The following is a 25,316-nucleotide window of genomic DNA, read 5'->3' on the forward strand; positions in this document are numbered from 1 at the left end:
TGAGGGCACGAATGGCGTTGGCACGCTCACGACGGCTGGGCATCGCTGATCTCCTGGAGGATGTTCAATTGAAAGTAAATAAAACGAAACGGAAAAAAGGCGAGCATTTTCCCTCAGGCACCGCCAGGGGGCAATGACAGATAGTCGCTCGACCACGTTTTTCCTGCCGATAGTTGCGCATTGCACGGGTGAAACCTTTCCGCGCTTCGTCTGTAGAGACAAAGGCGCACGGGAAAGTGCCATTTATCGTGCAATATCAAAACTTTTTGATATTGATCTTGCGAGGCGCCGCGACCGTCATCTAGACTGCTGGCCTTATGAATCTACGTGCACCTGCCCTGCGTCCTGATGATTGCGACGAACTGTCCGCCCTGTGCAAGGCCGGCGGCGACCCGTTGCGTCTCAATGTATTGCGGGCCCTGGCCAATGATTCGTTCGGGGTGCTGGAGCTGGCGCAGATCTTCGCCATCGGCCAGTCCGGCATGAGCCATCACCTGAAGGTGCTGGCCCAGGCCGCCCTGGTGGCCACCCGTCGTGAAGGCAACGCGATTTTCTACCGTCGCGCCCTGCCCCACACCGAACTGCCCGGCGGCAAGCTGCATGCCGCCCTGCTCGATGAAGTCGACAGCCTTGAGCTGCCGGCCGACGTGCAAGCGCGCATCGCCCTGGTACACGGGCAACGCGCGGCCGCCAGCCAGGACTTCTTCTCGCGGATCGCGGAAAAGTTTCGGGCCCAGCAGGATCTGATCGCCGGCTTGCCGCAGTACCGCGAAAGCATCCTGGCGCTGCTCGACAAGCTCGGCTTCGGCCCCGAAGCCACGGCGCTGGAAGTCGGCCCCGGCGACGGTGGCTTCCTGCCAGACCTGGCGCGGCGCTTCCAGCGGGTCACGGCACTGGACAACAGCCCGGCGATGCTCGAACTGGCGCGCCAGCTGTGCGAACGCGAATCACTGGCTAATGTCAGCCTGCAACTGGCCGATGCATTGCTGGACGACAGTATCCAGGCCGACTGCGTGGTCCTGAACATGGTCCTGCACCATTTCGCCGCGCCGGCCGAGGCCCTCAAGCAGATGGCCGCCCTGCTGCGACCGGGCGGCAGTCTGCTGGTAACAGAGTTGTGCAGCCACAACCAGAGTTGGGCCAGGGAGGCCTGCGGTGATCTTTGGTTGGGGTTCGAACAGGAAGATCTGGCCCGTTGGGCCACTGCTGCGGGGCTCATGCCCGGGGACAGCCTCTATGTAGGCTTACGTAATGGTTTCCAGATCCAGGTTCGCCACTTTCAGCGACCGGCTGGTGCCACTCAACATCGGTAAACTCAGGAAAACCATCGATATGAGCGAATATTCCGTTTTCACCTCCGAGTCCGTGTCTGAAGGGCATCCGGACAAAATCGCCGACCAGATCTCCGACGCGGTGCTGGACGCCATCATCGCCGAAGACAAGTTCGCCCGCGTCGCGTGCGAAACCCTGGTGAAAACCGGTGTTGCCATCATCGCTGGCGAAGTGACCACTTCGGCCTGGGTCGACCTCGAAGACATCGTGCGTAACGTGATCCTCGACATCGGCTACAACAGCTCCGACGTCGGTTTCGACGGCGCCACCTGCGGTGTGATGAATATCATCGGCAAGCAGTCCGTGGACATCGCCCAGGGCGTTGACCGCAGCAAGCCGGAAGACCAGGGCGCCGGTGACCAGGGCCTGATGTTCGGCTACGCCAGCAACGAAACCGCGGAACTGATGCCTGCTCCGATCGCGTTCTCGCACCAACTGGTGCAGCGCCAGGCCGAAGCCCGCAAATCCGGCGTGCTGCCGTGGCTGCGTCCGGACGCCAAGTCGCAAGTGACCTGCCGTTACGAAGGCGGCAAGGTGGTTGGTGTCGACGCTATCGTCCTGTCGACCCAGCATAACCCTGACGTCTCCTACAGCGATCTGCGCGAAGGCGTGATGGAGCTGATCGTCAAGCACGTCATCCCCGCCGAACTGCTGACCAAGGACACCCAGTTCCATATCAACCCGACCGGCAACTTCATCATCGGTGGCCCGGTGGGCGACTGCGGCCTGACCGGTCGCAAGATCATCGTCGACAGCTACGGCGGCATGGCCCGTCACGGCGGCGGCGCGTTCTCCGGCAAGGACCCATCGAAGGTCGACCGTTCCGCGGCCTACGCCGGTCGCTACGTGGCCAAGAACATCGTTGCCGCCGGCCTCGCCGACCGCTGCGAAATCCAGGTCTCCTACGCCATCGGCGTCGCGCAACCGACCTCGATTTCGTTGAACACCTTCGGCACCGGCAAGATCAGCGATGACAAGATCATCAAGCTGGTCCGCGAGATCTTCGACCTGCGCCCATACGCCATCACCACCATGCTCGACCTGCTGCACCCGATGTACCAGGAAACCGCGGCCTACGGCCACTTCGGTCGTACCCCGCAGCAGAAGACCGTCGGCAACGACACCTTCACCACCTTCACCTGGGAAAAGACCGATCGTGTAGAGGCTCTGCGAGCTGCTGCCGGCCTGTAATGTCGCCTGCGTCACAAAAGCCCTTCCTGGTCCGCCAGGGAGGGCTTTTTCATGGGTGCAAAATCTTGCACGAGCCGATCATGTTTCCTAATATTTCGCGTTCTCGGACCTTTTCCCCTACTTGGATATTGCGCGACGCCTGTTCGAGAGCCCCTTGGCCGTCGGCAATCGAACATTGAGGTTTGCCATGCGTACTTCCGTCTTCGCGCCCGCCGCGATTCTGCTGGGTCTGTTCACTCTTCCCGTACAAGCCGCCGACCTGAGTGCGCTTGGCGACCTGGCATCGCAACTGACCGGCGGCGCGACAACGCCCGCAGCGGGCACCACCGCCAACTCCGGCGGCTGCACCAAACAGATCCAGGACCTGCAGACACAGATCAACACCGCCAAGGCCAAGGGCGACAGCCTCAAGGCCAGCGGCCTGCAACTGGCGATGGACCATGCTTCCAAGAGTTGCACGCAGCTCAATGGCCAGGTAGCCGCGGCGCCGCAGCCGGTCGCACAAACCCCGACAGCGGCCCAGGACCCCAAGGCCCAGGCGGTTGATGCCGGCATCAAGGCGCTCGGCGGCCTGTTCAAGTAAGGCGACACACGCGGTAAAAAAAGCCTCGCCTGCGGCGGGGCTTTTTTATGCCCGGACTGATCTAGGCTGTGTTTTTAAGTCGAGCAAGGATGCTCCGGCATGCGTGTCTTCACTGGTTGGGCAGTTCTTGTCTGCTGTTTCAACGCCTATGCCGGCCAGTGCCCGGATTGGCCGGCGGAACGCGCCCGACGCGAGGCCGACGCCCTGCAACAGCAACTGGCGCGCTGGGACGAGCTCTACCATCGCCAGGGCATTTCGCCAGTGGCCGACGAACTCTACGATCAATCCCGCCAGACCCTGGCCCAGTGGCGCCGATGTTTCGCCCTGCCGCCCGGGCAGGCCGACAACCCGTTGCTCAAGGCCCGCGGAACCGTTGCCCACCCGACGGCCCATACCGGACTGGACAAGCTGCCGGACGACCAGGCGGTCCGGGAGTGGGTGCAGGGCCGCCAGGACCTGTGGATTCAGCCCAAGGTCGACGGCGTGGCCGTGACCCTGGTTTATCGACAAGGCCGGCTGCACCAGGCCATCAGCCGTGGCGATGGACTCAAGGGCCAGGACTGGACCGACAGTGCCCGCAGGATCGCCGCCATCCCGGCGCAACTGCCACAGCCCCTGGACCTGGTGCTGCATGGCGAACTGTATTGGAGCCTGGTTGACCATGTACAAGCCGAAAACGGCAGCCTGAATGCCCGCGGCAAGGTCGCCGGACTGATGGCACGACACCAGTTGAGCGCCGATGAAGCGGAAGGTATCGGCCTGTTTGTCTGGGACTGGCCCGACGGACCGTCCACCCAGCTCGAACGCCTGCGCGGCCTGAGCGCCCTCGGCTTCACCGACAGCGAAACCTACAGCCGACCGGTCAGCCACTTTGCCCAGGCCCGGGACTGGCGCGAGTACTGGTTTCGCCAGCCGCTGCCCTTTGCCAGCGATGGCGTGGTGCTGCGCCAGAGCCAGCGACCCGACGCGCGACGCTGGCAAGCCCGGCCGCCCCATTGGAGCGTCGCCTGGAAATACCCGCATGCCCGGGCATTGGCCCATGTGCGCAAGGTCAGTTTCAAGGTCGGCCGCACCGGACGGATCACGCCGATGCTCGAACTGATCCCTGTGCGGCTGGATGATCGGCAGATCAGGCGGATCAGCGTCGGCTCCCTGCAACGTTGGCAGGCACTGGATATCCGTCCCGGCGACCAGGTGACCATCAGCCTGGCGGGCCTGACCATCCCGCGCCTGGAAGGCGTGGCCTGGCGCAGCGTCGAGCGAGAGCCGCTGGACGTCCCCGACCCGGATGCTTTCCATGCCGCGAGCTGCTGGCAAAACAGCCCGGGCTGCGAAAGCCAGTTCCTCGCCCGCCTGATCTGGCTGAGTGGCAAGCAGGGCCTGGCGCTGCCGCACCTGGGTCGCGGCACCTGGGAGACGCTGATTCACGCAGGTCGTTTGCAGTCCCTGCTCGATTGGCTGACCCTCGATGCCCGCGAGCTTGCTAACATTGCAGGCTTCGGTCCGAGCCGCAGCCGACAATGGCTCGACAGTGTCCAGGTGGCTCGGCAACGCCCCTTCGAACGCTGGCTCAAGGCGCTGGGGCTGCCGGCGACCGCCGGCGTCAGGTTGACCGGCCCCTGGCAGGTCCTGGCCAGTCGAACCGCCGAGGACTGGCAGGCGCAACCGGGAATCGGGCCCGGGCGGGCCGCGCAACTGAGCGCTTTCTTCCGCGACCCGCAGGTGATGGCCCTGGCTGAATCATTAAGTACCGCCGGGGTCGATGGATTTTGAGGACATAATTGCCGGCTAATCCGGGCCTGTCATAACGGCGGATTGGCTTTATTTATTCATAGTGTGTTTTTTCAGTCTTTTTTCTACACGGAGCTTTTCATGAAATTTCTCTCACCGCTGGCTCTTTTCACCCTGTGCAGCGTCATGGCCGCCCCGCTCCTGGCCGCCGAAGAACAACCCGAGCTGACCGGCTGCGCCGCCAAGCGCCAGGCCATCGGCAGCCAGCTGGAAATCGCCAGGGCCCAGGGCAACAGCGACCAGCAGGCCGGACTGGAGAAAGCCCTGGCCGAAGTGACCACCCATTGCACCGACGCCTCGCTGAAAAAGGAGCGGGAAAACAAGGTCCTCGACGCCCGCCACGAAGTCAGCCGTCGCCAGGCCGACCTCGACAAGGCAATGAAAAAGGGCGATCCGGACAAGATCAACAAGCGCAAGGACAAGCTGGCCGAGTCCCGCAAGGAACTGCAGGACGCGCTGGATGAGCTGGACAAGTGATTCGCGACCGGACTTTGCAGCCAGCGGCGCCCGTTACCGATCAGTGATCGCGAAACTCTTTATGACAGGCATCACAGGCATCTTCGACTTTCTCCACGGCCGGCCTGAGAATGCTCGCCTGGTAGGGCTGGACCCGGCTGGCGATCACCAGTTGGCCGGTAGCCCCTTCCAGCGAGCGCGCCAGCTCCTGGAAACGCGCCTGCTTCTGCCAGACATCGGCCTTGGCACTGGTATGCTCCGATTCCTTGACCTGCGGGAAATGCTGCCACGGCTCATGGGACAACCCGTCAAGTTTGCTCGCTCCCTCGGCAAACTTCGGACCGTCGAAGGGGATGCGGCCACGCAGCATGCCACCCAGGTCCTCACTGGTCTTGAGCATCTGCTTGAAAATGGCCTTGCGCTGACCCAGGGGCGAATTCGGGTCAATGCCGCCACAGGCACCGAGGGCCAGGCAGGCCAGCAATACAACGGAAAGTCTTTTAAGAGTCATGATGGCTTCAGGTCACGGGACACGGCGGCCAGTATCCTCGCCTCGGCATCAAAGACCAATAGGCCCAAGGGCCAATACCCTTACTATTTGAATGGACTACCTGAACAGAGACTGAACGGGTAGTGACTCAAGGAATACGCTTGTTGATGAACACCACTTTCAAACGCCTGGGCTGGAGCATGCTCGCCCTGGCCCTGCTCGCCGGCTGCAATGGCAAGGACCACCAACCACCTGCGCCGGCGGTGACCACCTATGTCAAGGCGGACTGGAAGGCCTTGCCGGATGTTTCCGATGCCGACCTGCAGGCCGGTTTTGCCTCCTGGCGCAGTGCCTGTACCCGGCTGAAGAACGATGCCAACTGGGCGGCGACCTGCTCCGCTGCCGCCAATGTCGCGAATACCCCCGCCGCCATTCGCACCTTCCTCCAGCAGAACCTCGAGGTCTACGGGCTGCGCTCCGCCGAAAACAGTGCCGACGGGCTGATCACCGGCTACTACGAACCGGTCTATCCCGGCAGCCTGACCCGCACCGCCAAGGCCACGGTGCCGGTCTACGGCGTGCCCGACGACCTGATCATCGTCCAACTGGAAAGCCTCTACCCCGAGCTCAAGGGCAAGCGCCTGCGCGGACGCCTGGAAGGCCGGGTGATCAAGCCCTATGACGATGCCGCGCTGATCGCCACCCAGGGCGTCAAGGCTCCGGTGCTGGCCTGGCTGACCGACCCGATGGACCTGCAGTTCCTGCAGATCCAGGGTTCCGGTCGCATCCGCCTGGATGATGGCCGGCAATTGCGCATCGGTTACGCGGACCAGAACGGCTACCCCTATCGCGCCATCGGCCGCTGGCTGGTGGAACAGGGTGAGTTGAAGAAGGAAGACGTCACCATGGGCAGCATCAGCGCCTGGGCCAAGGCCCATCCGACGCGTATCCCGCAGCTGCTGGGCAGCAACCCGAGCTATGTGTTCTTTGCCCGCAACCCGGACAGCAACGAGGGTCCGCGTGGTTCGCTGAACGTGCCGCTGACCGCCGGCTACAGCGTGGCGGTGGACCGCAAGGTGATTCCGCTGGGTAGCCTGCTGTGGCTGTCGACCACCCGGCCGGATGGCAGCGCCCTGGTCCGTCCGGTGGCCGCCCAGGATACCGGCGGGGCCATTGCCGGCGAGGTACGCGCCGACCTGTTCTGGGGCACCGGCGATGCCGCCGGGCAGTTGGCCGGGGACATGAAGCAGAAGGGCAATATCTGGATGTTGTGGCCGAAAGGCATGGCCTTGCCCAAGACCGCCGATATCGGTAGCTGATGGCTCTGGAGCCTGAACTGATGCCTTCGCCAGCAAGCCGGCTCCTACATTACAGCGTCGGGCATGGATTTTGTGCACGACACAAACCTGTGCAGGAGCCGGCTTGCCAGCGATAACCATCGAACAGGCACCCCATGACCTGAAGGCCGCGCCTCATCAGATCGAGACGAAGAAGAAACTCGCAATCAGTGCCATCCCGACAAACCACACCAGCGAGCGCAAGGCCGCCCAGTCCGCCAGGTAGCAGATGATGTACAGCAGGCGACTGGTGATGAACAGCACCGCCAGCACATTGATCGTCACCAGCGAGGCATTGCCGGCGATATGCGCAATGATCACCGCCGCCGCGAAGGCCGGGGTCACTTCGAAACTGTTCAATTGCGCCGCATGCGCCCGCCTGGCAAAACCTTCGAGGGTTTCCAGGAAGGCCCGCGGATCATGGTTCTGCCGGGGGCCGAACTTGCCGCCGCTGAACTTGGCGATGCCGGTGCACAGGTACGGCAGGAAAATCGCGATCAATACACACCAGAACGCTGGAGTCATAACACAGTCCCTTCTTATTGGATTTTCATGATGAGCATGCCGGCCAGCACCAGCCCGCAGGCCAGGAGCCGGGGCCGGCCGAACGGTTCCTTCAGGTAGCGCATGCCGAACAGCACCACCAGGATCACGCTGATTTCGCGCAACGCCGCCGCCTCGGCAATCGAGCCCAACTGCATCGCCCACAACACTAGCGCATAACTGAACAACACACAGAACCCGACGCCCAGGCCCAGTCGCCATTGCTCGCGCCAGAACCGGGCAAAGGCGGCACGACGGCGGGTCAGCGCCACCAGCGGGTAAGGCCAGGCACTGAGCAGGCTCATCCACACTAGGTAGTCAAGCGGGTGCGGCCAGCGCCGCAGCGCCTGACCATCGACAAAGGTATAGCCACCGATGCACAGGCCGATCAGCAACACCACCGGCAACATCGACCAGGGCAGGCGATCCCCGCCACCGCCCTGCCAGAGCAGGCAGAGCATGCCGCAGGGAATCAGCAGGATGCCGAGGATCTGCTGCGTGGTCAGGGACTCGCCGGCAAACACCAGGGTCAAACCGAGGACCACCAGGGGCGACAGCCCGCGCATCAGCGGATAGACCAGGCCCAGGTCACCGACCCGATACGCCTGGATCAGCAGGTAGCGATAAAGCAGTTCGAACAGGGCCGAGGCGATGATCCAGGGCCAGATCCCGGCCGGCGGCAGCGTGACGAACCCCAGCATCAGCAGGACGAACAGCAACGCCACGCTGTCCATGCAGGCCACCACCAGCAGGCGTTCGCCGCTGAACTTGATCAGGGTGTTCCATGCCGCATGCAGGACTGCCGCGACCAGCACCAGAGCCGTCGCCAGCACGGCACACTCCTTGTTCGAATGAAGAGAATTGATTCGTCATATTTCAACAGCTGTTTATACTAAAGCCACCACGCCGCACTCAATGCGCAAAAACCCATTCCAATAACTATTCGCTTCTGCCCGATCGGTCACGGCCCGGACAGTCGTGTGCGCATGCCCGAACCTACTGCCCGAGATCAAAGCGCATGCCACTTGCCTTGCTTGCCCTCGCCGTCGCCGCTTTCGGCATCGGCACCACCGAGTTCGTCATCATGGGCCTGCTGCCCGATGTCGCCCGCGACCTCGCCGTCAGCATTCCCCACGCCGGCCTGCTGATCACCGGCTATGCCCTGGGCGTGGTTTTCGGTGCACCGATCCTGGCCATCGGCACCGCCAACATGCCCCGCAAGGCCACGTTGCTGGGCATGACGATGATGTTCATCCTGGGCAACGTGCTCTGCGCACTGGCCCCGAACTACGCCACGCTGATGGCGGCACGGGTGGTCACGGCGTTGTGCCACGGGGCGTTCTTCGGCATCGGTTCGGTGGTGGCGGCCGGGCTGGTCGCCCCCAACAAGCGGGCCCAGGCGATTGCCATGATGTTCACCGGGCTGACATTGGCCAATGTCCTCGGCGTACCACTGGGCACGGCCCTGGGACAGTACGCCGGCTGGCGCTCGACGTTCTGGGCGGTATCGGTGATCGGTGTGATCGCGGCCATCGCCCAATGGATCTGGCTGCCGAAACATATCGCCATGGACAAGGCCAACCTCGCCAGCGAATTCCGCGTTCTGGGCAAGACCAACGTCTTGCTGGCGCTGGGCATGAGCGTGCTGGCCTCGACCAGCCTGTTCAGCGTCTTCACCTATATCGCGCCGATCCTGCAGGACGTCACCGGCGTCAGTCCCCACGGTGTGACGATCATGTTGCTGCTGTTCGGCGTTGGCCTGACCGTGGGCAGCATGCTCGGCGGGCGCCTGGCCGACAGTCGCCTGCTGCCTTCGCTGGTGGGCATGGCCCTGGCGGTGGTGCTGGTGCTCGCGGCATTCAGCCAGACCAGCCGCTCACTGATTCCGGCGGCGATCACCCTGGTCCTGTGGGGGATCTTCGCCTTTGCCCTGTGCCCGATCCTGCAACTGCTGATCATCGACCAGGCCCATGAGGCACCGAACCTGGGCTCGACCCTCAACCAGAGCGCGTTCAACCTGGGCAACGCCAGCGGGGCGTGGATCGGCGGGCTGGTGGTCGGCAGCGGGATCGACCTGGCGGACCTGCCATGGACCGGGGCCTTGAGCGGTTGCGTCACCCTGCTGGCGGCGCTGCTGTTTATTTTCCTGCAGCGTCGCCGGATCCAGGCGGTGGGCGTCTCCGGCTAGGAGCGGGCGCTGCCTGGTCCTTGGGCACGCCGCTCTCGCTGCGAATCTGCGCATGGCTGATCAAGGCGAAGATAAAGCTGCCGCCAATGATATTGCCGCCCAGCGTCGGGCCGGCGAAGTGCAGCCAGAATTCGCGCCAGGACAGCTCGCCGGCGAAGACCAGGTAGGACACCTCGGCCGAGCCGACGACGATATGGGTGAAATCCCCCAGCGCCATCAGGTAGGTGATCAGGATAATGATCCACATCTTGGCGCTCTCCATGGAGGGGATCATCCAGACCATGGTGGCGATCATCCAGCCGGAGACGATGCCCTTGGCGAACATCTGCGGCGGCTCGTTCTCCATCACCTTGCGACCGATCTCCAGGAAGGCCAGGTCGGTCTTGCTGTCGAAGATCGGCAGATGCAGCATCACATAGGCCACCAGGAGGGTGCCGCAGAGGTTGCCCAGCAACACCACGCCCCACAGCCGCAACAGCCGGCCGAAGTTGCCGAGGGTCGGCCGGCTCATCACCGGCAGCACGGCCGTCAGGGTGTTTTCGGTGAATAACTGCTGGCGGGCCAGGATGACCGCGAGAAACCCCGCGCAGTAGCCGAAGCTGGCGATCACCTTGAAGGCCTCGCCATCCGGCAGCCGGGAATTGAGCAATCCCATCGCCATCAGCGACAGGCCCATGGTCAGGCCGGCGGCCAGTGCCGACCACCAGAGCGCGGCGACACTGCGCTCCAGTTCCTGGTTGCCCTGGAGGCGGATGATCTCGTGCAACACGGCAGCCCGAGGCGGCTGGTTGCGCGTGACATCCTGTTGTTCCGCCGGGGACAGGTCCGGAGTCTTGCCGTCTTTTTGCGTGTCCATGAAGCTCCTGAACCCGAGGTGTGTGTCATTACGACACTGGGGGTTCAGGGCTGTTCAGTACGTCCGTCGATCAGTTCTCGTCGGCCCCGTCGTCCTTGAACTGGTCTTTCACGTACTTGATCTCGGTACGCCCGTGGGGAGCCGGCAGGCCGTCTTCACCCAGGTTGACGAAGACCATCTTCTCCACGGTGAGGATGCTTTTGCGGGTGATCTTGTTGCGCACTTCACAGGTCAGGGTGATGGAAGTGCGGCCGAATTCGGTCGCGGTGATCCCCAGCTCGATGATGTCGCCCTGGCGCGAGGCGCTGACGAAGTTGATCTCGGAGATGTACTTGGTCACCACGCGCTGGTTGCCCAGCTGGACGATGGCGTAGATCGCCGCTTCCTCGTCGATCCAGCGCAGCAGGCTGCCACCGAACAGGGTGCCGTTGGGGTTGAGGTCTTCGGGTTTGACCCACTTGCGCGTATGGAAATTCATGCGTTCTCCTGACCGTCTTGCCATTGATGCCACCTATCATGGCAGACCACAGGGTCAAGCTCTATGAGCGTCGGGCTATGGTCGCCATGAGCAATCTTCATCGAACCGACAGAAACCCTTGGGAAGTCGGTCCCGGCCCGCTATAATCACCGCCGTTTCAAACGGTCATCTTCTCTTGATACCGTTTTCCCGCCACCTGTCCGAGGGGCGCTGCAGCAGGTTCGACCTGTCAGGCTCGGATGGGGCGTTGTTCGCTCAGGTTCACCTGCACGGACACTAAACGCACAACGGCGCCCATTCGCATACTACGAATGGAGGCTCTTCATGAGCGCTGTCAACACGCCTGCAGATTTCACCGACTACAAAGTCGCCGACATGTCCCTGGCTGCCTGGGGCCGTCGTGAAACCATCATCGCCGAATCGGAAATGCCGGCCCTGATGGGTCTGCGTCGCAAGTACCTGGCCGAGCAACCGCTCAAGGGTGCCAAGATCCTCGGCTGCATCCACATGACCATCCAGACCGCCGTGCTGATCGAAACCCTGGTTGCCCTGGGCGCCGAAGTTCGCTGGTCGTCCTGCAACATCTTCTCGACCCAGGACCAGGCCGCTGCCGCCATCGCCGCCGCCGGTATCCCGGTGTTCGCCTGGAAAGGTGAAACCGAGCAGGAGTACGAGTGGTGCCTGGAGCAGACCATCCTGAAGGACGGCGCGCCTTGGGATGCCAACATGATCCTCGACGACGGCGGTGACCTGACCGAGCTGCTGCACAAGAAATACCCGGCCGTCCTGGAAAAAGTCCACGGCGTCACCGAAGAAACCACCACCGGCGTACACCGCCTGCTGGACATGCTGGCCAAGGGCGAACTGAAGATCCCGGCCATCAATGTCAACGACTCGGTGACCAAGAGCAAGAACGACAACAAGTACGGCTGCCGTCACAGCCTGAACGATGCCATCAAGCGTGGCACCGACCACCTGCTGTCCGGCAAGCAGGCGCTGGTCATCGGCTACGGTGACGTGGGCAAGGGTTCGGCCCAGTCCCTGCGTCAGGAAGGCATGATCGTCAAGGTTTCCGAAGTCGATCCGATCTGCGCCATGCAAGCCTGCATGGACGGCTTCGAACTGGTTTCGCCGTTCATCGACGGTATCAACAACGGCACCGAAGCCAGCATCGACAAGGCCCTGCTGGGCAAGATCGACCTGATCGTGACCACCACCGGCAACGTCAACGTCTGCGACGCGAACATGCTCAAGGCCCTGAAGAAGCGCGCCGTGGTCTGCAACATCGGTCACTTCGACAACGAAATCGACACCGCTTTCATGCGCAAGAACTGGGCATGGGAAGAAGTGAAGCCACAGGTGCACAAGATCCACCGCACCGGCCACGGCGATTTCGATCCACAGAACGATGACTACCTGATCCTGCTGGCCGAAGGCCGCCTGGTGAACCTGGGCAACGCCACCGGTCACCCGAGCCGCATCATGGACGGTTCGTTCGCCAACCAGGTCCTGGCCCAGATCTTCCTGTTCGGCCAGAAGTACGCCGACCTGTCGCCAGCCCAGAAAGCCGAGCGCCTGACCGTTGAAGTACTGCCGAAGAAACTCGACGAAGAAGTGGCCCTGGAAATGGTCCGCGGCTTCGGTGGCGTGGTCACCCAACTGACCAAGACCCAGGCCGACTACATCGGCGTGACTGTCGAAGGCCCGTTCAAGCCGCACGCCTATCGCTACTGATCGGCCTGGTTGCCTGCTCTCCCCGTGGGAGCAGGCTTTTGTGGAAGCCGGCTTGCCTGCGACACGCTCTTGCTGAACGAGCAAGGTGCCTGCATCGCGGGCAAGGCCGCTCCCACACCGGTATTCTGAGCTTCCATAGGTATTACCATGTCTCAAGATCGTCGCTACAGCTTCGAGTTTTTCCCGACCAAGACCGACGCTGGGCATGAAAAGCTGCTTGCCACTGCCCGTCAGCTGGCCAGTCACAACCCCGACTTCTTCTCCTGCACCTACGGTGCCGGTGGCTCGACCCGCGACCGCACGATCAACACCGTGCTGCAGCTCGAGAGCGAAGTGAAGATTCCCGCCGCACCGCACCTGTCCTGCGTCGGCGACAGCAAGGACGACCTGCGCGGCCTGCTGACCCAGTACAAGGCCGCGGGCATCAACCGCATCGTCGCCCTGCGCGGCGACCTGCCGTCCGGCATGGGCATGGCCAGCGGCGAACTGCGCCACGCCAATGACCTGGTCAGCTTCATCCGTGAAGAGACCGGCGCCCATTTCCATATCGAAGTCGCCGCCTACCCGGAAATGCATCCGCAGGCGCGCAATTTCGAAGACGACATCCAGCATTTCGTGCGCAAGGCCAATGCCGGTGCCGACAGCGCGATCACCCAGTACTTCTTCAACGCCGACAGCTACTTCTACTTCGTCGAGCGGGTACGGGCGATGGGCGTGAATATCCCGATCGTGCCGGGTATCATGCCGATCACCAACTACAGCAAGCTGGCGCGCTTCTCCGACGCCTGCGGCGCGGAGATCCCCCGCTGGATCCGCAAGCAACTGGAAGCCTACGGCGATGACAGCCAGAGCATCCAGGCGTTCGGCGAACAGGTGATCAGCGAAATGTGCGAACGCCTGCTGCAAGGCGGCGCCCCGGGGTTGCACTTCTACACCCTGAACCAGGCCGAGCCGAGCCTGGCGATCTGGAACAATCTGAAGTTGCCGCGCTGACTTCCAGCCCGGACAGCGACAAGGGTCCTCGCGCAAGCAGGACCTTTTTTTATGGGTAAAACCTTGAGCCAGAGCCTTTCCGATCTAGCCATTGGCCGGGTTCTCGTCGTAATCTCCAACGATGCCCGTCATTGCCCAGCTTCTGACAGCCGTACTCTTCGCTTGCCTGAGCTTTGCGGCTCGAGGTGAAAAGCTGCGTATTGTCACAGAACCCTGGGCGCCCTACGTGTACGAAGAGAACGGCCGGGCGGTGGGACTCGATTACGAAACCACGGCGATCGTCTTCCAGCGCCTGGGCATTGAAGTGGAGTGGCAGTTCCTGCCCTGGAAGCGCTGCCTGGCGATGCTCGAACAGGGCCAGGCCGATGGCGCCCTGGATATCTTTCACAACAGCGAGCGCGACGCGACGCTGCTGTATCCCGAAGAACCCCTCTCCGAAGTGGAGTTCGTGCTTTTCTACGCCAAGGCCCGTCCGCACCCCGTCAGCACCCTCGACGACCTCAAGGGACTGACCGTGGGGACCTCTCCCGGCTACTTCTACGGTGAATCATTCAACGACTCGCCCCAGTTCCGGCGCGAACCGGCGCCCACCCACGAGGCCAATTTCGGCAAACTGGACCTGGGCCGCATCGACCTGTTGATCACCGACCGCCGGGTGGGCCAGCGCATACTTGAGGAACTGCACCTGCAAGAGCGGATTGCCCAGTACCCGACGGTGATCCGCCAGGGCAGCCAGTACCTGGCCCTGCGCCGCAACGCCGGCATGGACCTGCTGGTGCAGCGCTTCAACGCCGAACTCAAGCGCTTCAAGCGCGAGCCGGCCTATGCCGAACTCGCTGCCCGCTATGGCGGAATCACCCCGACGGCAAAACCGCCGGCGACCTCGGGAAAGCAAAAGCAGTAAACCGTTGAGCAGCAGGAAAGCGGCACGCGTCGATTGCTCTGTTATACTCCGGCGTTCCCGCCAGGCTTACGCCCGGACGCTCGACCTTGCATCAGGTATTCCGACACTGTGACCAGCGCCGCCCAATGGCCCGCGCGCGCCGTGCGTAGAGCCTCAAGATCCAGCAGGACCGGACGGGATTGCGTCCTCCAGGACTGAACGAAAAAGCGCCGTGCGATATGCCGGCCGCTCTCGTCCAGCCCCCAAACGCCATTCGCGCCAGGCAAGATTCCCATCGGGCTATGCCCTAACTGAACAGGATTACTCATGTCCTTTGCTTCCCTCGGTCTCTCCGAGGCTTTAGTCCGCGCCATCGAGGCAGCGGGCTATACCGAGCCTACTCCGGTGCAACAGCGGGCCATTCCCGCCGTGTTGCAAGGTCGCGACCTGATGGTCGCGGCACAGACAGGTACTGGTAAAACCGGCGGCTTCGCCCTCCCGATTCTGGAGCGGTTGTTCCCCAACGGTCACCCGGACAAGTCCCAACGTCACGGCCCGCGCCAACCCCGCGTGCTGGTCCTGACCCCGACCCGCGAACTGGCCGCCCAGGTGCACGAGAGCTTCAAGCTCTATGCCCGCGACCTGAAGTTCGTCAGCGCCTGCATCTTCGGCGGTGTCGGCATGAATCCACAGGTCCAGGCCATGTCCCGTGGTGTCGACGTACTGGTTGCCTGTCCGGGTCGCCTGCTCGACCTGTGCGGCCAGGGCAGCGTCGACCTGTCCCACGTGGAAATCCTCGTGCTGGACGAAGCCGACCGCATGCTCGACATGGGCTTTGTCCATGACGTGAAGAAGGTCCTGGCACGGTTGCCGGCCAAACGGCAGAACCTGCTGTTCTCGGCGACCTTCTCCAAGGACATCACCGACCTGGCCGGCAAGCTGCTGCACAACCCTGAGCGCATCGAAGTCACGCCACCGAACACCACCGTCGAGCGCATCGAACAGCGCGTGTTCCGCCTCGCGGCCAGCCACAAGCGTTCGCTGCTGGCGCACCTGATCACCGCCGGCGCCTGGGAACAGGTCCTGGTGTTCACCCGCACCAAGCATGGCGCCAACCGCCTGGCCGAGTACCTGGACAAGCACGGCCTGAGCGCCGTCGCGATCCACGGCAACAAGAGCCAGAACGCCCGCACCAAGGCCCTGGCCGACTTCAAGGCCGGCGACGTGCGGATCCTGGTCGCCACCGATATCGCCGCCCGCGGCCTCGATATCGACCAGTTGCCCCATGTGGTCAACTTCGAACTGCCGAACGTCGATGAAGACTACGTGCACCGTATCGGTCGTACCGGTCGTGCCGGTCGTTCGGGCGAGGCGATCTCGCTGGTCGCGCCGGACGAAGAAAAACTGCTGAAAAGCATCGAGCGCATGACCAAGCAGAAAATCGCCGATGGCGACCTGATGGGCTTTGACGCCAGTGCGGTGGAAGCCGAGAAACCGGAAGTCCGCGAGCGTCCGGATGTGCGTAACCCGCGCAACCCACGTGGCCCGCGAGGCGACGGTCCGAATGGCGGCGGTGGTGGTGGCGGTCGCAAGGACAAGGGCAAGGACAAGGGCGGCAAAGAAAAACCGGCGGCCAACGCTCGCGGTGAGCGCCCGGCCCGCGAGCAGAAGCCTCGTGAAGGCACGCCTCGCGAGCAGCAACGTCCGGTGCCACGTCCGGCAGCCGACCGTGCTCCCGACGAGTTCCTCGACGACGATGTGGATAACTTCGGTAACCGCGTCGACTACGTGCCCCAGGCCAAACCGGCACCGGGTCGTGGTCGTCGTCCTGGCGCCCCGGCCCAGGGTGCGGGTGCTCCGCGCACGGGTCAGTCGCAAGGTCGCCAGAATGGTCCGCGCAACAGCAACGGCGCGACCACCGGCACCCCGCCGGCCAAGCGCAACGGTCCACGCAACGGTGCTCCACGTGACGGCCAGGCCCGTCGCGAAGACTCGCGCAACCGCCGTCCGTCCCGTGATGATCAGCCACGTGAAGAGCCGGCCGTGCAGAACCCGCGCGGCCCGGCCCCGAAGATCATTCACAAGGAATCCAAGAGCGATCGCGCCCTGACGCCTGAGCAGCTGGATCAGTTGCCGAACCGCCCTCGCGGCGAGAAACCGGCGCTGCTGACACGCAATCGCTGAGTTCCAGACGGCAATGAAAAACGCCCCCGGTTCGTGAGAGCCGGGGGCGTTTTTCATGGGGGTATCACGGATGATGCCCGCTTATTTGGCCTGCACACCTTCAAACGAGATATCCAGGTCCAGGGTCTGGGAAGTAGGACCTGGGCCCTTGATGCCGAAATCGTTCAGGTTGAGGGTGGTGGTGCCGTTGAAGCCGGCACGGTAGCCGCCCCATGGATCCTTGCCTTCGCCGTTGAACGTGGCCTTGAAGGTGACCGGCTTGGTCACGCCGTGCAGGGTCAGGTCGCCGGTCACGTCAGCTGTTTTCTCGCCAGTGGACTTGACGGCGGTGGAGACGAACTTGGCTTCCGGGTACTTGGCCACGTCCAGGAAGTCTTTGCTGGAGATGTGCTTGTCACGCTCGGCGTGGTTGGAGAACACGCTGGCGGTTTTCAGTTCGACTTCGATCTTGCTCGCTTCAGGGGTCTTGGCGTCGAAGCTGAACTTGCCGCTCCAGTCCTTGAAGGTACCGTGTACGAAGCTGTAGCCCAGGTGGCTGATTTTCCAGTCAACGAAGGCGTGCTGGCCTTCCTTGTCGATCACATAGTCAGCGGCCATCGCCTGACCGGCTGACAGAAGAGCGGTACCGATTGCCAGAGCGGCGAGAGTCTTTTTCAACATGCTTCTATTCCTTTTGAGTCGAGGTTGAACATCAGGCTTTGCGACCCAGCATGCGGGTCAGCGTCGCATCACGGTCGATAAAATGGTGCTTGAGGGCAGCCAGGCCATGGAGAACGGCAAAGACCACCACCGTCCAGGCCAGGTACAGATGCACCGTACCCGCCACATCCGCCTGGTCGGGGATGCTGGAAATCCAGGCAGGCACATCGAACAGGTTGAACACCGGAATCCCGACACCTTCTGCGGTGGAAATCAGGTACCCGGAAAACATCAGGGCGAACAGGCCGAGATAGAGAAAGCCATGGCCCAGCTTGGCAGCCACGCGGGTCAGCCGGCCGTGGTTGGACGGTGCCGGCGGCGGCGGGCTGACAAAGCGCCAGAGCAGTCGCAGGACCATCACCGCGAACAGGGTCAGGCCAATACTTTTATGCAGGTCCGGAGCAGCCTTGCGCCATTCGCTGTAGTAATCGAGACCGACCATCCACAAGCCCAGCGCAAAAAGACCGAAGACCACCAGAGCCACGCCCCAGTGCAGGAACATGCTGACTGCACCGTAGCGAGAAGAGGAATTACGTAGCTGCATGGCCGGATCCTGTAAGTATTGCGTCCAAGACTAATGGTTTACCTATCGAATTAAAGCGGAAAATTTCGCTTTGAAATATCGAGAAATACGATCATAAGTCTGAGACGAGCGGGTTAAGAAAATATTAAGGTCGTCGCTCAGGTAGAACAGCCCGGCAAGCGGTTTTATTCGAGTCGCCAGGGCCCTGATCGCAAAACATGATCGCAAAAATCGTCCATGTCGCCGCCGGACGACCTCATCGTTCGATTCCTGGTCGGCTAAATGACCCAATGGGTTGTCCCGCGGCCACGCATTGCATAGGCTTGCGGATTGTTTGCCCGCGCCTGTCGCGAGCCGCCCGTGGGAGAGTGGAAATGAGCCTGAACAACCAGTGGATGAAACGCGACCTCGAGGTCGTGTGGCACCCCTGCACCCAGATGAAAGATCACGAACTGCTGCCGCTGATCCCGATCCGGCGCGGCGAAGGCGTCTGGCTGGAAGACTTCGACGGCAAACGCTATCTCGACGCCGTGAGTTCGTGGTGGGTCAACGTGTTCGGCCACTGCAATCCGCGCATCAACCAGCGTATCAAGGACCAGGTCGATCAACTGGAGCATGTGATCCTCGCCGGCTTCAGCCATCAGCCGGTGATCGAGTTGTCCGAACGCCTGGTGAAGATGACGCCCGAAGGCCTGACCCGCTGCTTCTATGCCGACAATGGCTCGTCCTGCATCGAAGTCGCGTTGAAGATGAGCTTTCACTACTGGCTCAACCGCGGCCGGCCGGAAAAGAAGCGTTATGTCACCCTGACCAACAGCTATCACGGCGAGACCGTCGCGGCGATGTCGGTGGGCGATGTGCCGTTGTTCACCGAAACCTACAAGGCGCTGCTGCTGGACACCATCAAGGTGCCCAGCCCGGACTGCTACCTGCGCCCGGAAGGCATGGGTTGGGAAGAGCATTCGCGCAACATGTTCCTGGTCATGGAGCAGACCCTGGCCGAGCATCACGACAGCGTCGCCGCGGTGATCGTCGAGCCGCTGATCCAGGGTGCCGGCGGCATGCGCATGTACCATCCGGTCTACCTCAAGCTGCTGCGCGAGGCCTGCGACCGCTACGGCGTGCACCTGATCCACGATGAAATCGCCGTGGGCTTCGGCCGCACCGGAACCATGTTCGCCTGCGAACAGGCCGGTATCCGCCCGGACTTCCTGTGCCTGTCGAAAGCCCTGACCGGCGGCTACCTGCCGCTGGCGGCCTGCCTGACCACCGAAGAGGTTTACAGCGCCTTCTACGACGACTATCCGACCCTGCGCGCGTTCCTCCACTCCCACAGCTACACGGGCAACCCCCTGGCCTGCGCGGCGGCCCTGGCGACCCTGGATATCTTCGAGCAGGACAACGTCATCGAGAACAACAAGGCCCTGGCCCGGCGCATGGGCAGTGCCACCGCGCACCTGGCGGACCATCCCCATGTGGGCGAAGTACGGCAGACCGGCATGGCCCTGGCCATCGAGATGGTCCAGGACAAGGCGGGCAAGACCGCCTACCCATGGCAGGAACGCCGTGGCCTGAAGGTCTTCCAGCATGCGCTGGAGCGCGGCGCCCTGCTGCGCCCCCTGGGCAGCGTGGTGTATTTCCTGCCGCCGTATGTGATCACGCCGGAGCAGATCGACTTCCTCGCCGAAGTCGCCAGCGAAGGGATCGATATAGCGACCCGCAGCGATATCAGCGTGGCGGTGCCGGCCAACTTCCATCCGGATTTCCGCGATCCGGGCTAGGATATTGCGGCGTCCGTGATACCGCCTTCGCGGGCAAGCCCGCTCCCACGGGTCCGAGGTCGTGCCACGGACGCTTGGCCAGACACGGACACCATGGGAGCGGGCTTGCCCACTCCCGGGTCCGAGGTCGTGCCACGGACGCTTGGCCAGGCACGGACACCATGGGAGCGGGCTTGCCCACTCCCGGGTCCGAGGTCGTGCCTCGGAAGCCTGGTCAGGCACGGACACTGTGGGAGCGGGCTTGCCCGCGAAAAGCCCCTCCCAGGCAAAACATCATTCAGTTATTCAGAGACTCACCATGCGCCTGTCCCGCTTCTTTATCGACACTCCCCTGAGCCTCGGCGAACACGAACTGCCGGAGGCCCAGGCGCACTATATCGGCCGCGTGCTGCGCATGAGCGAAGGCGACGCGCTGCAAGTGTTCGACGGCTCGGGCAGCGAATTCCTCGGCACCCTTCTGGAAGTCGGCAAGAAGCGCGTGCGCGTGCAATTGAATGAACGCTTCACCGGCCAGGCGGATTCCGCGCTGCATATCCACCTCGGCCAGGGCCTGTCCCGTGGCGAGCGGATGGACTGGGCGATCCAGAAAGCCACCGAGCTGGGCGTCAACGCGATCACCCCGATCGTCAGCGAGCGCTGCGAGGTCCGTCTCAAGGATGAACGCGCCGACAAGCGCCTGGCCCACTGGCGGCAGATCGCGATCAGCGCCTGCGAACAGTGCGGGCGCTCCACCCTGCCGGTGATCCACCCACCGCTGTTGCTGGCCGAGTGGCTGAAACAGACCGAAGCCGACCTCAAGCTGGTGCTGCATCCGGTGGCCGAACCCCTGACCAGCCACCCGAAACCGGGCACCCTGGCGTTTCTGATCGGTCCGGAAGGGGGCCTGTCCGACAGCGAAGTCGAGCAGGCGGCCAAGGCCGGCTACCTGCCGGCGCGCCTCGGCCCGCGAGTCCTGCGTACCGAAACCGCGCCGGTGGTGGCGCTGGCGGTCGCCCAGCAGTTGTGGGGCGACTTCTGACAGACAGCGCAAAACCTGAGCTGGCTTGCCTGCGATGAGGCCAGCCGGCCTTGCATCGCCCGATCGCCCGCCTTCGCCGGCAAGTCGGCTCCACCAAGGTCCGCGCTCGACCTCAGGTCAGATCACGAACCATGAGATCGCCACGAAATGCAGGACACTGCCGGCGATCACGAACAGGTGCCAGATCCCATGGGAATGGCGCAGCCGGTGATCGAGGGCAAAAAAGATGATCCCCAGCGTATACAGCGCGCCGCCCGTGGCCAGCCAGATAAAGCCGGCCATGCCCAGCGCGGCCAGCAGGGGCTTGATGGCCACCAGCACGATCCAGCCCATTACCGCATAGATCACGATCGACAGGATCCGGGCCTCGGAGCGCGGCTTGATCTCCTGCAACATGCCGATCACCGCCAGCCCCCAGACGATGCCGAACAGGGTCCACCCCCAGGGACCGCGCAAGGTGACCAGGCAGAACGGCGTATAACTGCCGGCAATCAGCAGGTAGATCGACAGGTGATCGACCTTCTGCATGATCACCTTCGCCCGTCCGCGCACACTGTGATAGACCGTCGACACGCTATACAGGGCCAGCAGCGTGACGCCGTAGATCGCCACGCTGACAATCTTCCACGGGCTGCCGTCCAGGCTCGCCATCACCAGCAGCCAGATGGCGCCGATGCACGCCAGCACCGCCCCCACCAGGTGGGTCCAGGCGTTGAATCGTTCCCCGTGATACATCTGCCGCCTACCTCCGTTGATCAGAATACCGCCCACTAGGCTCAGGCCTCGCGACGCGGAATGCAATGCCCGGCGCCCGGCAATTTCTCGACCGGCCTCTGGTGTGCCGGGCCCGAACCGGCTTTACTGATGGCCCACCGCCAAACCCGCAACGGCCCCCGCCTGTTCCAAGGAGCCCATCGATGTCCGCCACGGCGCCAACCACCGCCCTCGCCCCTTCGCCCAGCCTCTGGCAACTCTTCTACAACTTCGCCATGGTCGGCCTGTTCGGCTTCGGCGGCGTGATGCCCTGGGCCCGGCAGATGATGGTGGACCGCCGGCGCTGGGTCGACGAACAAGGCTTCAACGAACTGCTGACCACCGGCCAGTTTTTCCCGGGACCGAACATCGGCAACGTCAGCATCATCTACGGCCGCCGCCAGCAGGGTCTGCCGGGGGCCTGCGTGGCGCTGCTCGGACTCTATCTGTTCCCCTCGATCATCACCGTGCTGGCAGGCTTCGCCTACGCCCGCTGGTGGAACAATGACGCGGTGCAACAGGTGTTCGGCGCCATCATGCCGATCGCCACCGGGCTGATGCTCGGCAGCACCCTGCGCCTGCTCAGGGCCATGCCGCGCAACCTCGCCAACTACTGCGCCTTCGGCCTGACCTTTATCCTGATGGGCGTGCTGGTCCTGCCGCTATGGAGCGTCCTGCTGATCTGCATCCCGCTGTCGATCGCCCTGCGTTTTGTCGACCCGCGAGCCTGAACCATGCAGACCGTACTGTTTCATCTGATGATCCAATGCGCGCTCTGGTCGTTGATGGCCATCGGCGGCAACACCGTGGCCCTGGGCGACATCCATCGCTACACCGTGACCCAGATGAACTGGATCAGCGACGCCCAGTTCGTCGCTTTCTTCGCCCTGTCCCAGGCACTGCCGGGCCCCAACGGCATGTTCCTGGTGTTTATCGGCCAGCAGGCGGCCGGCCTGCCCGGAGCGCTGGTGGCGTTGACGGCCAAGCTGCTGCCCTGCTCGATGCTGACCTGGTTCGGCGCCGGCTGGCTGGAGAAACATACCGCAACGCCGTGGGTCCAGCGGATCAAGCGCGCCCTGCTGCCGATCTCGGTGGGGTTGATCCTCGCCGCCAGCTACATCCTGATCCGCAGCATGGAAACCAGCGCCTTGAGCCTGCTGCTGACGCTGGTCAGCGCCGCCGTGGTGTATTTCAGCCGGGTCAACGCCATCTGGCTGATCATCGCCGGCGTCGCCCTCGGCTTGCTGAGCAGCACCCTGGGAGCCAACTGGTTCTGAAAAAGCCCCAGCCAAAACCCCGGGACTTGGGCACAATCGAGGCATTCGAAAAAGAGCCCGCGCCATGCTGATCGACGAAGAGCTGACCCTGAAAAAGCTGGAAGTGTTCCTGGCCTTCATGCGCACCGGCAACCTGGCGCGGGCGGCGGCCGAGTTGCAGACCAGCAACGTCAGCGTGCATCGGGCCATCCACTCCCTGGAAAACGCCCTGCGCTGCCCGCTGTTCAAGCACGAGGGCCGCAACCTGACGCCGCTGGAAAGCGCCTATGTGCTGGAAGAGCGCGCGCAGAAGCTGATCCAGGACGTCGTCGAAAGCGTGCGCATGACCCGCGAGGCCGCCGGTTTCTCCGCCGAGCGGTTCAAGCTCGGCTCGCTCTATTCGCTGACGGTGAAAACCGTGCCGCAACTGATCATGGGCCTGAAGATCCGCCGCAGCGAACTGAACATCGACCTGATCCTGGGCTCCAACTTCGACCTGCTGTACAAGCTCAAGAACATGGAAGTGGACGCGATCCTGGTGTCACTGGACGACACCACCAACGACCCGGACTGCGAACACCTACCGCTGTTCGCCGACGATATCTTCCTGGCGACACCCGCCGACTCGCCCTTCGCCCAGCAGGACGAAGTCGACCTGGCGGACCTGCGGGACATGACCTTCATCACCCTGACCCAGGGCTTCGCCACGCACCGCGACGGCAACCGGGTGTTCGAGCAGGCGGGATTCGAGCCGAAGGTGGCGATGCAGGTCAACGATATCTTCACCCTGCTGAGCATGGTCAGTTCCGGCGTCGGATACGCCTTGCTGCCAGGGCGGATCGCCGCGGTGTACGAGAACCGGGTGAAGCTGATCCCGCTGCAGGCGCGCTATCACCTGCAACAGCATATCGGCGTGGTGTTTCTCAAGGCCAAGGAACGTGATCCCAACCTGTTGGCACTCCTGGCGGAATGCCGGATGTATGCCAACAGGTTGAATTGATGGCTCAGCCCACCAGGCCACGCACGATGAAGAACAGCACCGAAGGTCCGAGCAGGCAGCCCAGCCCGGTGTGGAAGGTTGCCGTCAGCGCGCCATAGGGCACCAGCCGCCGATCCGTCGCCGCGAGGCCGGCGGTCACGCCGCTGACCGTGCCTGCCAGGCCGCCGAAGACCATCGCCGAACGCGGGTTGTCGAGGCCCATCCAGCGCGCCGCCACCGGCGTGCCGACCATCACGATGATCGCCTTGATCAACCCCGTCGCGATCGACAGCGCCACCACATCGGAACTCGCGCCAATCGCCGCACCGGTCACCGGCCCGACGATATAGGTCACCGCGCCAGCACCGATGGTGGTCATGCTCACCGCATCGCGATAACCGAAGGCCCAGGCCATGCTAGCCCCGACGATAAACGGCAGCACCGTGCCCAGCAGCAGCGCCAGGGCACCGATCAACCCGGCTTTCTTCGCCTCGGTGGCCTGCACTTCAAAGGCCGTGGCAACGATGGCGAAGTCCCGCAGCATCGCCCCGCCCATCAGGCCGATGCCGGAGAACAGCGTCAGATCCGCCAGGCCCTTCTGTCCGCCGGTCAGGGTGCCGCCGACCCAGGCCAGCACCAGGCCGATCACGATGGCAATCGCCGAGCCGTGGATCCGGCCAAAGGTCAGGCGCCTGGACAGCACCACCGACACCCACATCACCACGCCGACAAAGGCGAACGCGGTGATCAGGCCATTGTGTTCCAGGCCTTTCTCGATGAGATCCCACATATCAGCGACCTCCCGCGACAGGAGTGGCCGGCACGATATCCGCCGGCTCGTCCGGCAATGGCTCGCCCTTGTGGGTCCGGCTGATCAGGGCAATGGTGCAGCCGCAGACCACCACTGAACCGATCGCCGCCAATACCGCCACCGGACCGCCGTGCAGCGCTGTGACCACGTTCTGGTTGGCGGCCATGGCGACCACCACCGGAATGTACATGGCGCCCCAGAAACCGACACCCATCTCGCAGTCCCTGGTCATGCCGCCGCGCCTGTGCATCCACAAACGCGCGCAGATCAGCAGGATCATCGCGATTCCGACCCCGCCGACATTGGACTTCACCCCCAGCAACACGCCCAGCATGTCACCCAGGATCACCCCTGCCAGCGTACAGATCGCCAACAGTGCCACACCGTAAATAATCATTCTTGTTGTCCTCGCATCGCATTGTCGAAGTTGTTGTTTTTGTCCTTCGAAGCAGCAGCC

Annotated in this window: 26 protein-coding genes and 1 riboswitch; of the genes, 16 read left to right on the forward strand and 10 right to left on the reverse strand. The window is 63.2% G+C overall.

What is annotated here, in order from left to right; translation table 11 throughout:
* Positions 1-317 precede the first annotated feature (317 nt).
* The 5 genes from HX881_RS24055 to HX881_RS24075 all read left to right on the forward strand — a co-directional run bounded on the left by HX881_RS24055 (position 318) and on the right by HX881_RS24075 (position 5,374).
* Entirely contained in the window at positions 318-1,313 is a 996-nt protein-coding gene (locus tag HX881_RS24055) for an ArsR/SmtB family transcription factor (protein WP_177087013.1), read from the forward strand.
* Positions 1,314-1,332: 19 nt separating this feature from the next.
* A complete protein-coding gene (metK, locus tag HX881_RS24060; RefSeq protein ID WP_017124802.1) occupies positions 1,333-2,523 on the forward strand; it encodes a methionine adenosyltransferase in 1,191 nt (396 codons plus the stop codon).
* A 187-nt stretch (positions 2,524-2,710) separates the two neighbouring features.
* Positions 2,711-3,106: a DUF1090 family protein gene (locus HX881_RS24065; protein WP_017124803.1), complete on the forward strand. Its 396-nt coding sequence runs from the start codon at positions 2,711-2,713 to the stop codon at positions 3,104-3,106.
* Between the two features lie 99 nt (positions 3,107-3,205).
* Positions 3,206-4,879 (forward strand): NAD-dependent DNA ligase LigB, encoded by a 1,674-nt coding sequence (gene ligB / locus HX881_RS24070; RefSeq protein ID WP_177087015.1) that lies wholly within the window; start codon positions 3,206-3,208, stop codon positions 4,877-4,879.
* A gap of 99 nt (positions 4,880-4,978) precedes the next feature.
* On the forward strand, positions 4,979-5,374 hold the full coding sequence (locus HX881_RS24075) for a DUF1090 domain-containing protein (protein WP_017124805.1): 396 nt from the start codon (positions 4,979-4,981) through the stop codon (positions 5,372-5,374).
* 40 nt (positions 5,375-5,414) lie between these two features.
* On the opposite strand, the gene HX881_RS24080 is transcribed toward HX881_RS24075, so the two are convergent.
* Positions 5,415-5,864 carry a c-type cytochrome gene (locus HX881_RS24080; RefSeq protein ID WP_042934790.1) on the reverse strand — a complete coding sequence of 150 codons (450 nt, stop codon included), beginning with the start codon at positions 5,862-5,864 and terminating at the stop codon, positions 5,415-5,417.
* A gap of 146 nt (positions 5,865-6,010) precedes the next feature.
* Here HX881_RS24080 and mltA point away from each other — a divergent pair, with 146 nt between their 5' ends.
* Positions 6,011-7,162 (forward strand): murein transglycosylase A, encoded by a 1,152-nt coding sequence (gene mltA / locus HX881_RS24085; protein ID WP_177087017.1) that lies wholly within the window; start codon positions 6,011-6,013, stop codon positions 7,160-7,162.
* A gap of 156 nt (positions 7,163-7,318) precedes the next feature.
* On the opposite strand, the gene HX881_RS24090 is transcribed toward mltA, so the two are convergent.
* Positions 7,319-7,705, reverse strand: a complete 387-nt coding sequence (locus HX881_RS24090; protein ID WP_017124808.1) for an MAPEG family protein — start codon at positions 7,703-7,705, stop codon at positions 7,319-7,321.
* A gap of 14 nt (positions 7,706-7,719) precedes the next feature.
* Complete coding sequence (locus HX881_RS24095; RefSeq protein WP_177087018.1) at positions 7,720-8,556, reverse strand: EamA family transporter; 837 nt, start codon at positions 8,554-8,556, stop codon at positions 7,720-7,722.
* Positions 8,557-8,741: 185 nt separating this feature from the next.
* Between HX881_RS24095 and HX881_RS24100 the strand changes: the two genes are divergently transcribed.
* Positions 8,742-9,911 (forward strand): MFS transporter, encoded by a 1,170-nt coding sequence (locus HX881_RS24100; protein WP_177087020.1) that lies wholly within the window; start codon positions 8,742-8,744, stop codon positions 9,909-9,911.
* Here HX881_RS24100 and HX881_RS24105 read toward each other — a convergent pair.
* Both HX881_RS24105 and HX881_RS24110 read right to left on the reverse strand, forming a co-directional pair.
* Positions 9,862-10,767 (reverse strand): formate/nitrite transporter family protein, encoded by a 906-nt coding sequence (locus HX881_RS24105; RefSeq protein WP_177087022.1) that lies wholly within the window; start codon positions 10,765-10,767, stop codon positions 9,862-9,864. The two genes, HX881_RS24100 and HX881_RS24105, sit on opposite strands and share 50 nt — an antisense overlap.
* 70 nt (positions 10,768-10,837) lie before the next feature.
* Positions 10,838-11,245, reverse strand: a complete 408-nt coding sequence (locus HX881_RS24110; protein WP_017124812.1) for an acyl-CoA thioesterase — start codon at positions 11,243-11,245, stop codon at positions 10,838-10,840.
* Between the two features lie 196 nt (positions 11,246-11,441).
* A riboswitch (S-adenosyl-L-homocysteine riboswitch) is annotated at positions 11,442-11,548 on the forward strand.
* Positions 11,549-11,569: 21 nt separating this feature from the next.
* Between HX881_RS24110 and ahcY the strand changes: the two genes are divergently transcribed.
* From ahcY to rhlE2, 4 genes are all read left to right on the forward strand, one after another.
* Positions 11,570-12,979 carry an adenosylhomocysteinase gene (gene ahcY, locus HX881_RS24115; protein ID WP_177087024.1) on the forward strand — a complete coding sequence of 470 codons (1,410 nt, stop codon included), beginning with the start codon at positions 11,570-11,572 and terminating at the stop codon, positions 12,977-12,979.
* A gap of 147 nt (positions 12,980-13,126) precedes the next feature.
* Positions 13,127-13,972, forward strand: coding sequence for a methylenetetrahydrofolate reductase [NAD(P)H] (metF, locus tag HX881_RS24120; protein WP_017124814.1), 846 nt, complete (start codon positions 13,127-13,129; stop codon positions 13,970-13,972).
* A gap of 121 nt (positions 13,973-14,093) precedes the next feature.
* Positions 14,094-14,876 carry a substrate-binding periplasmic protein gene (locus HX881_RS24125; protein ID WP_177087026.1) on the forward strand — a complete coding sequence of 261 codons (783 nt, stop codon included), beginning with the start codon at positions 14,094-14,096 and terminating at the stop codon, positions 14,874-14,876.
* Between the two features lie 306 nt (positions 14,877-15,182).
* Positions 15,183-17,039, forward strand: coding sequence for an RNA helicase RhlE2 (gene rhlE2, locus HX881_RS24130; protein ID WP_017124817.1), 1,857 nt, complete (start codon positions 15,183-15,185; stop codon positions 17,037-17,039).
* 81 nt (positions 17,040-17,120) lie between these two features.
* On the opposite strand, the gene HX881_RS24135 is transcribed toward rhlE2, so the two are convergent.
* Both HX881_RS24135 and HX881_RS24140 read right to left on the reverse strand, forming a co-directional pair.
* Positions 17,121-17,699 (reverse strand): YceI family protein, encoded by a 579-nt coding sequence (locus tag HX881_RS24135; protein WP_017124818.1) that lies wholly within the window; start codon positions 17,697-17,699, stop codon positions 17,121-17,123.
* Positions 17,700-17,730: 31 nt separating this feature from the next.
* Entirely contained in the window at positions 17,731-18,282 is a 552-nt protein-coding gene (locus HX881_RS24140) for a cytochrome b (RefSeq protein ID WP_042934792.1), read from the reverse strand.
* Positions 18,283-18,635: 353 nt separating this feature from the next.
* On the opposite strand from HX881_RS24140, the gene HX881_RS24145 reads away from it, so the two are divergent.
* Together HX881_RS24145 and HX881_RS24150 are read left to right on the forward strand one after the other, a co-directional pair.
* Positions 18,636-20,042 (forward strand): adenosylmethionine--8-amino-7-oxononanoate transaminase, encoded by a 1,407-nt coding sequence (locus tag HX881_RS24145; protein WP_103032490.1) that lies wholly within the window; start codon positions 18,636-18,638, stop codon positions 20,040-20,042.
* Positions 20,043-20,340: 298 nt separating this feature from the next.
* Positions 20,341-21,060 (forward strand): 16S rRNA (uracil(1498)-N(3))-methyltransferase, encoded by a 720-nt coding sequence (locus HX881_RS24150; RefSeq protein WP_177087028.1) that lies wholly within the window; start codon positions 20,341-20,343, stop codon positions 21,058-21,060.
* Positions 21,061-21,177: 117 nt separating this feature from the next.
* Here the strand turns inward: HX881_RS24150 and trhA are convergent, their stop codons facing one another.
* Positions 21,178-21,795, reverse strand: a complete 618-nt coding sequence (trhA, locus tag HX881_RS24155) for a PAQR family membrane homeostasis protein TrhA (protein WP_017124821.1) — start codon at positions 21,793-21,795, stop codon at positions 21,178-21,180.
* 182 nt (positions 21,796-21,977) lie between these two features.
* Here trhA and HX881_RS24160 point away from each other — a divergent pair, with 182 nt between their 5' ends.
* The 3 genes from HX881_RS24160 to HX881_RS24170 all read left to right on the forward strand — a co-directional run bounded on the left by HX881_RS24160 (position 21,978) and on the right by HX881_RS24170 (position 24,069).
* Complete coding sequence (locus HX881_RS24160; protein ID WP_177087030.1) at positions 21,978-22,544, forward strand: chromate transporter; 567 nt, start codon at positions 21,978-21,980, stop codon at positions 22,542-22,544.
* A gap of 3 nt (positions 22,545-22,547) precedes the next feature.
* Positions 22,548-23,090 carry a chromate transporter gene (locus tag HX881_RS24165; protein ID WP_017124823.1) on the forward strand — a complete coding sequence of 181 codons (543 nt, stop codon included), beginning with the start codon at positions 22,548-22,550 and terminating at the stop codon, positions 23,088-23,090.
* A gap of 64 nt (positions 23,091-23,154) precedes the next feature.
* Entirely contained in the window at positions 23,155-24,069 is a 915-nt protein-coding gene (locus HX881_RS24170) for a LysR family transcriptional regulator (protein ID WP_177087032.1), read from the forward strand.
* Positions 24,070-24,073: 4 nt separating this feature from the next.
* Here the strand turns inward: HX881_RS24170 and madM are convergent, their stop codons facing one another.
* Together madM and madL are read right to left on the reverse strand one after the other, a co-directional pair.
* Entirely contained in the window at positions 24,074-24,838 is a 765-nt protein-coding gene (gene madM / locus HX881_RS24175) for a malonate transporter subunit MadM (RefSeq protein ID WP_017124825.1), read from the reverse strand.
* Between the two features lies 1 nt (position 24,839).
* Complete coding sequence (gene madL, locus HX881_RS24180) at positions 24,840-25,256, reverse strand: malonate transporter subunit MadL (RefSeq protein ID WP_177087034.1); 417 nt, start codon at positions 25,254-25,256, stop codon at positions 24,840-24,842.
* Positions 25,257-25,316 lie beyond the last annotated feature (60 nt).

Origin of the sequence: Pseudomonas gingeri (genome assembly GCF_013386115.1) — a bacterium.
GTDB classification, from domain to species: domain Bacteria; phylum Pseudomonadota; class Gammaproteobacteria; order Pseudomonadales; family Pseudomonadaceae; genus Aquipseudomonas; species Aquipseudomonas gingeri.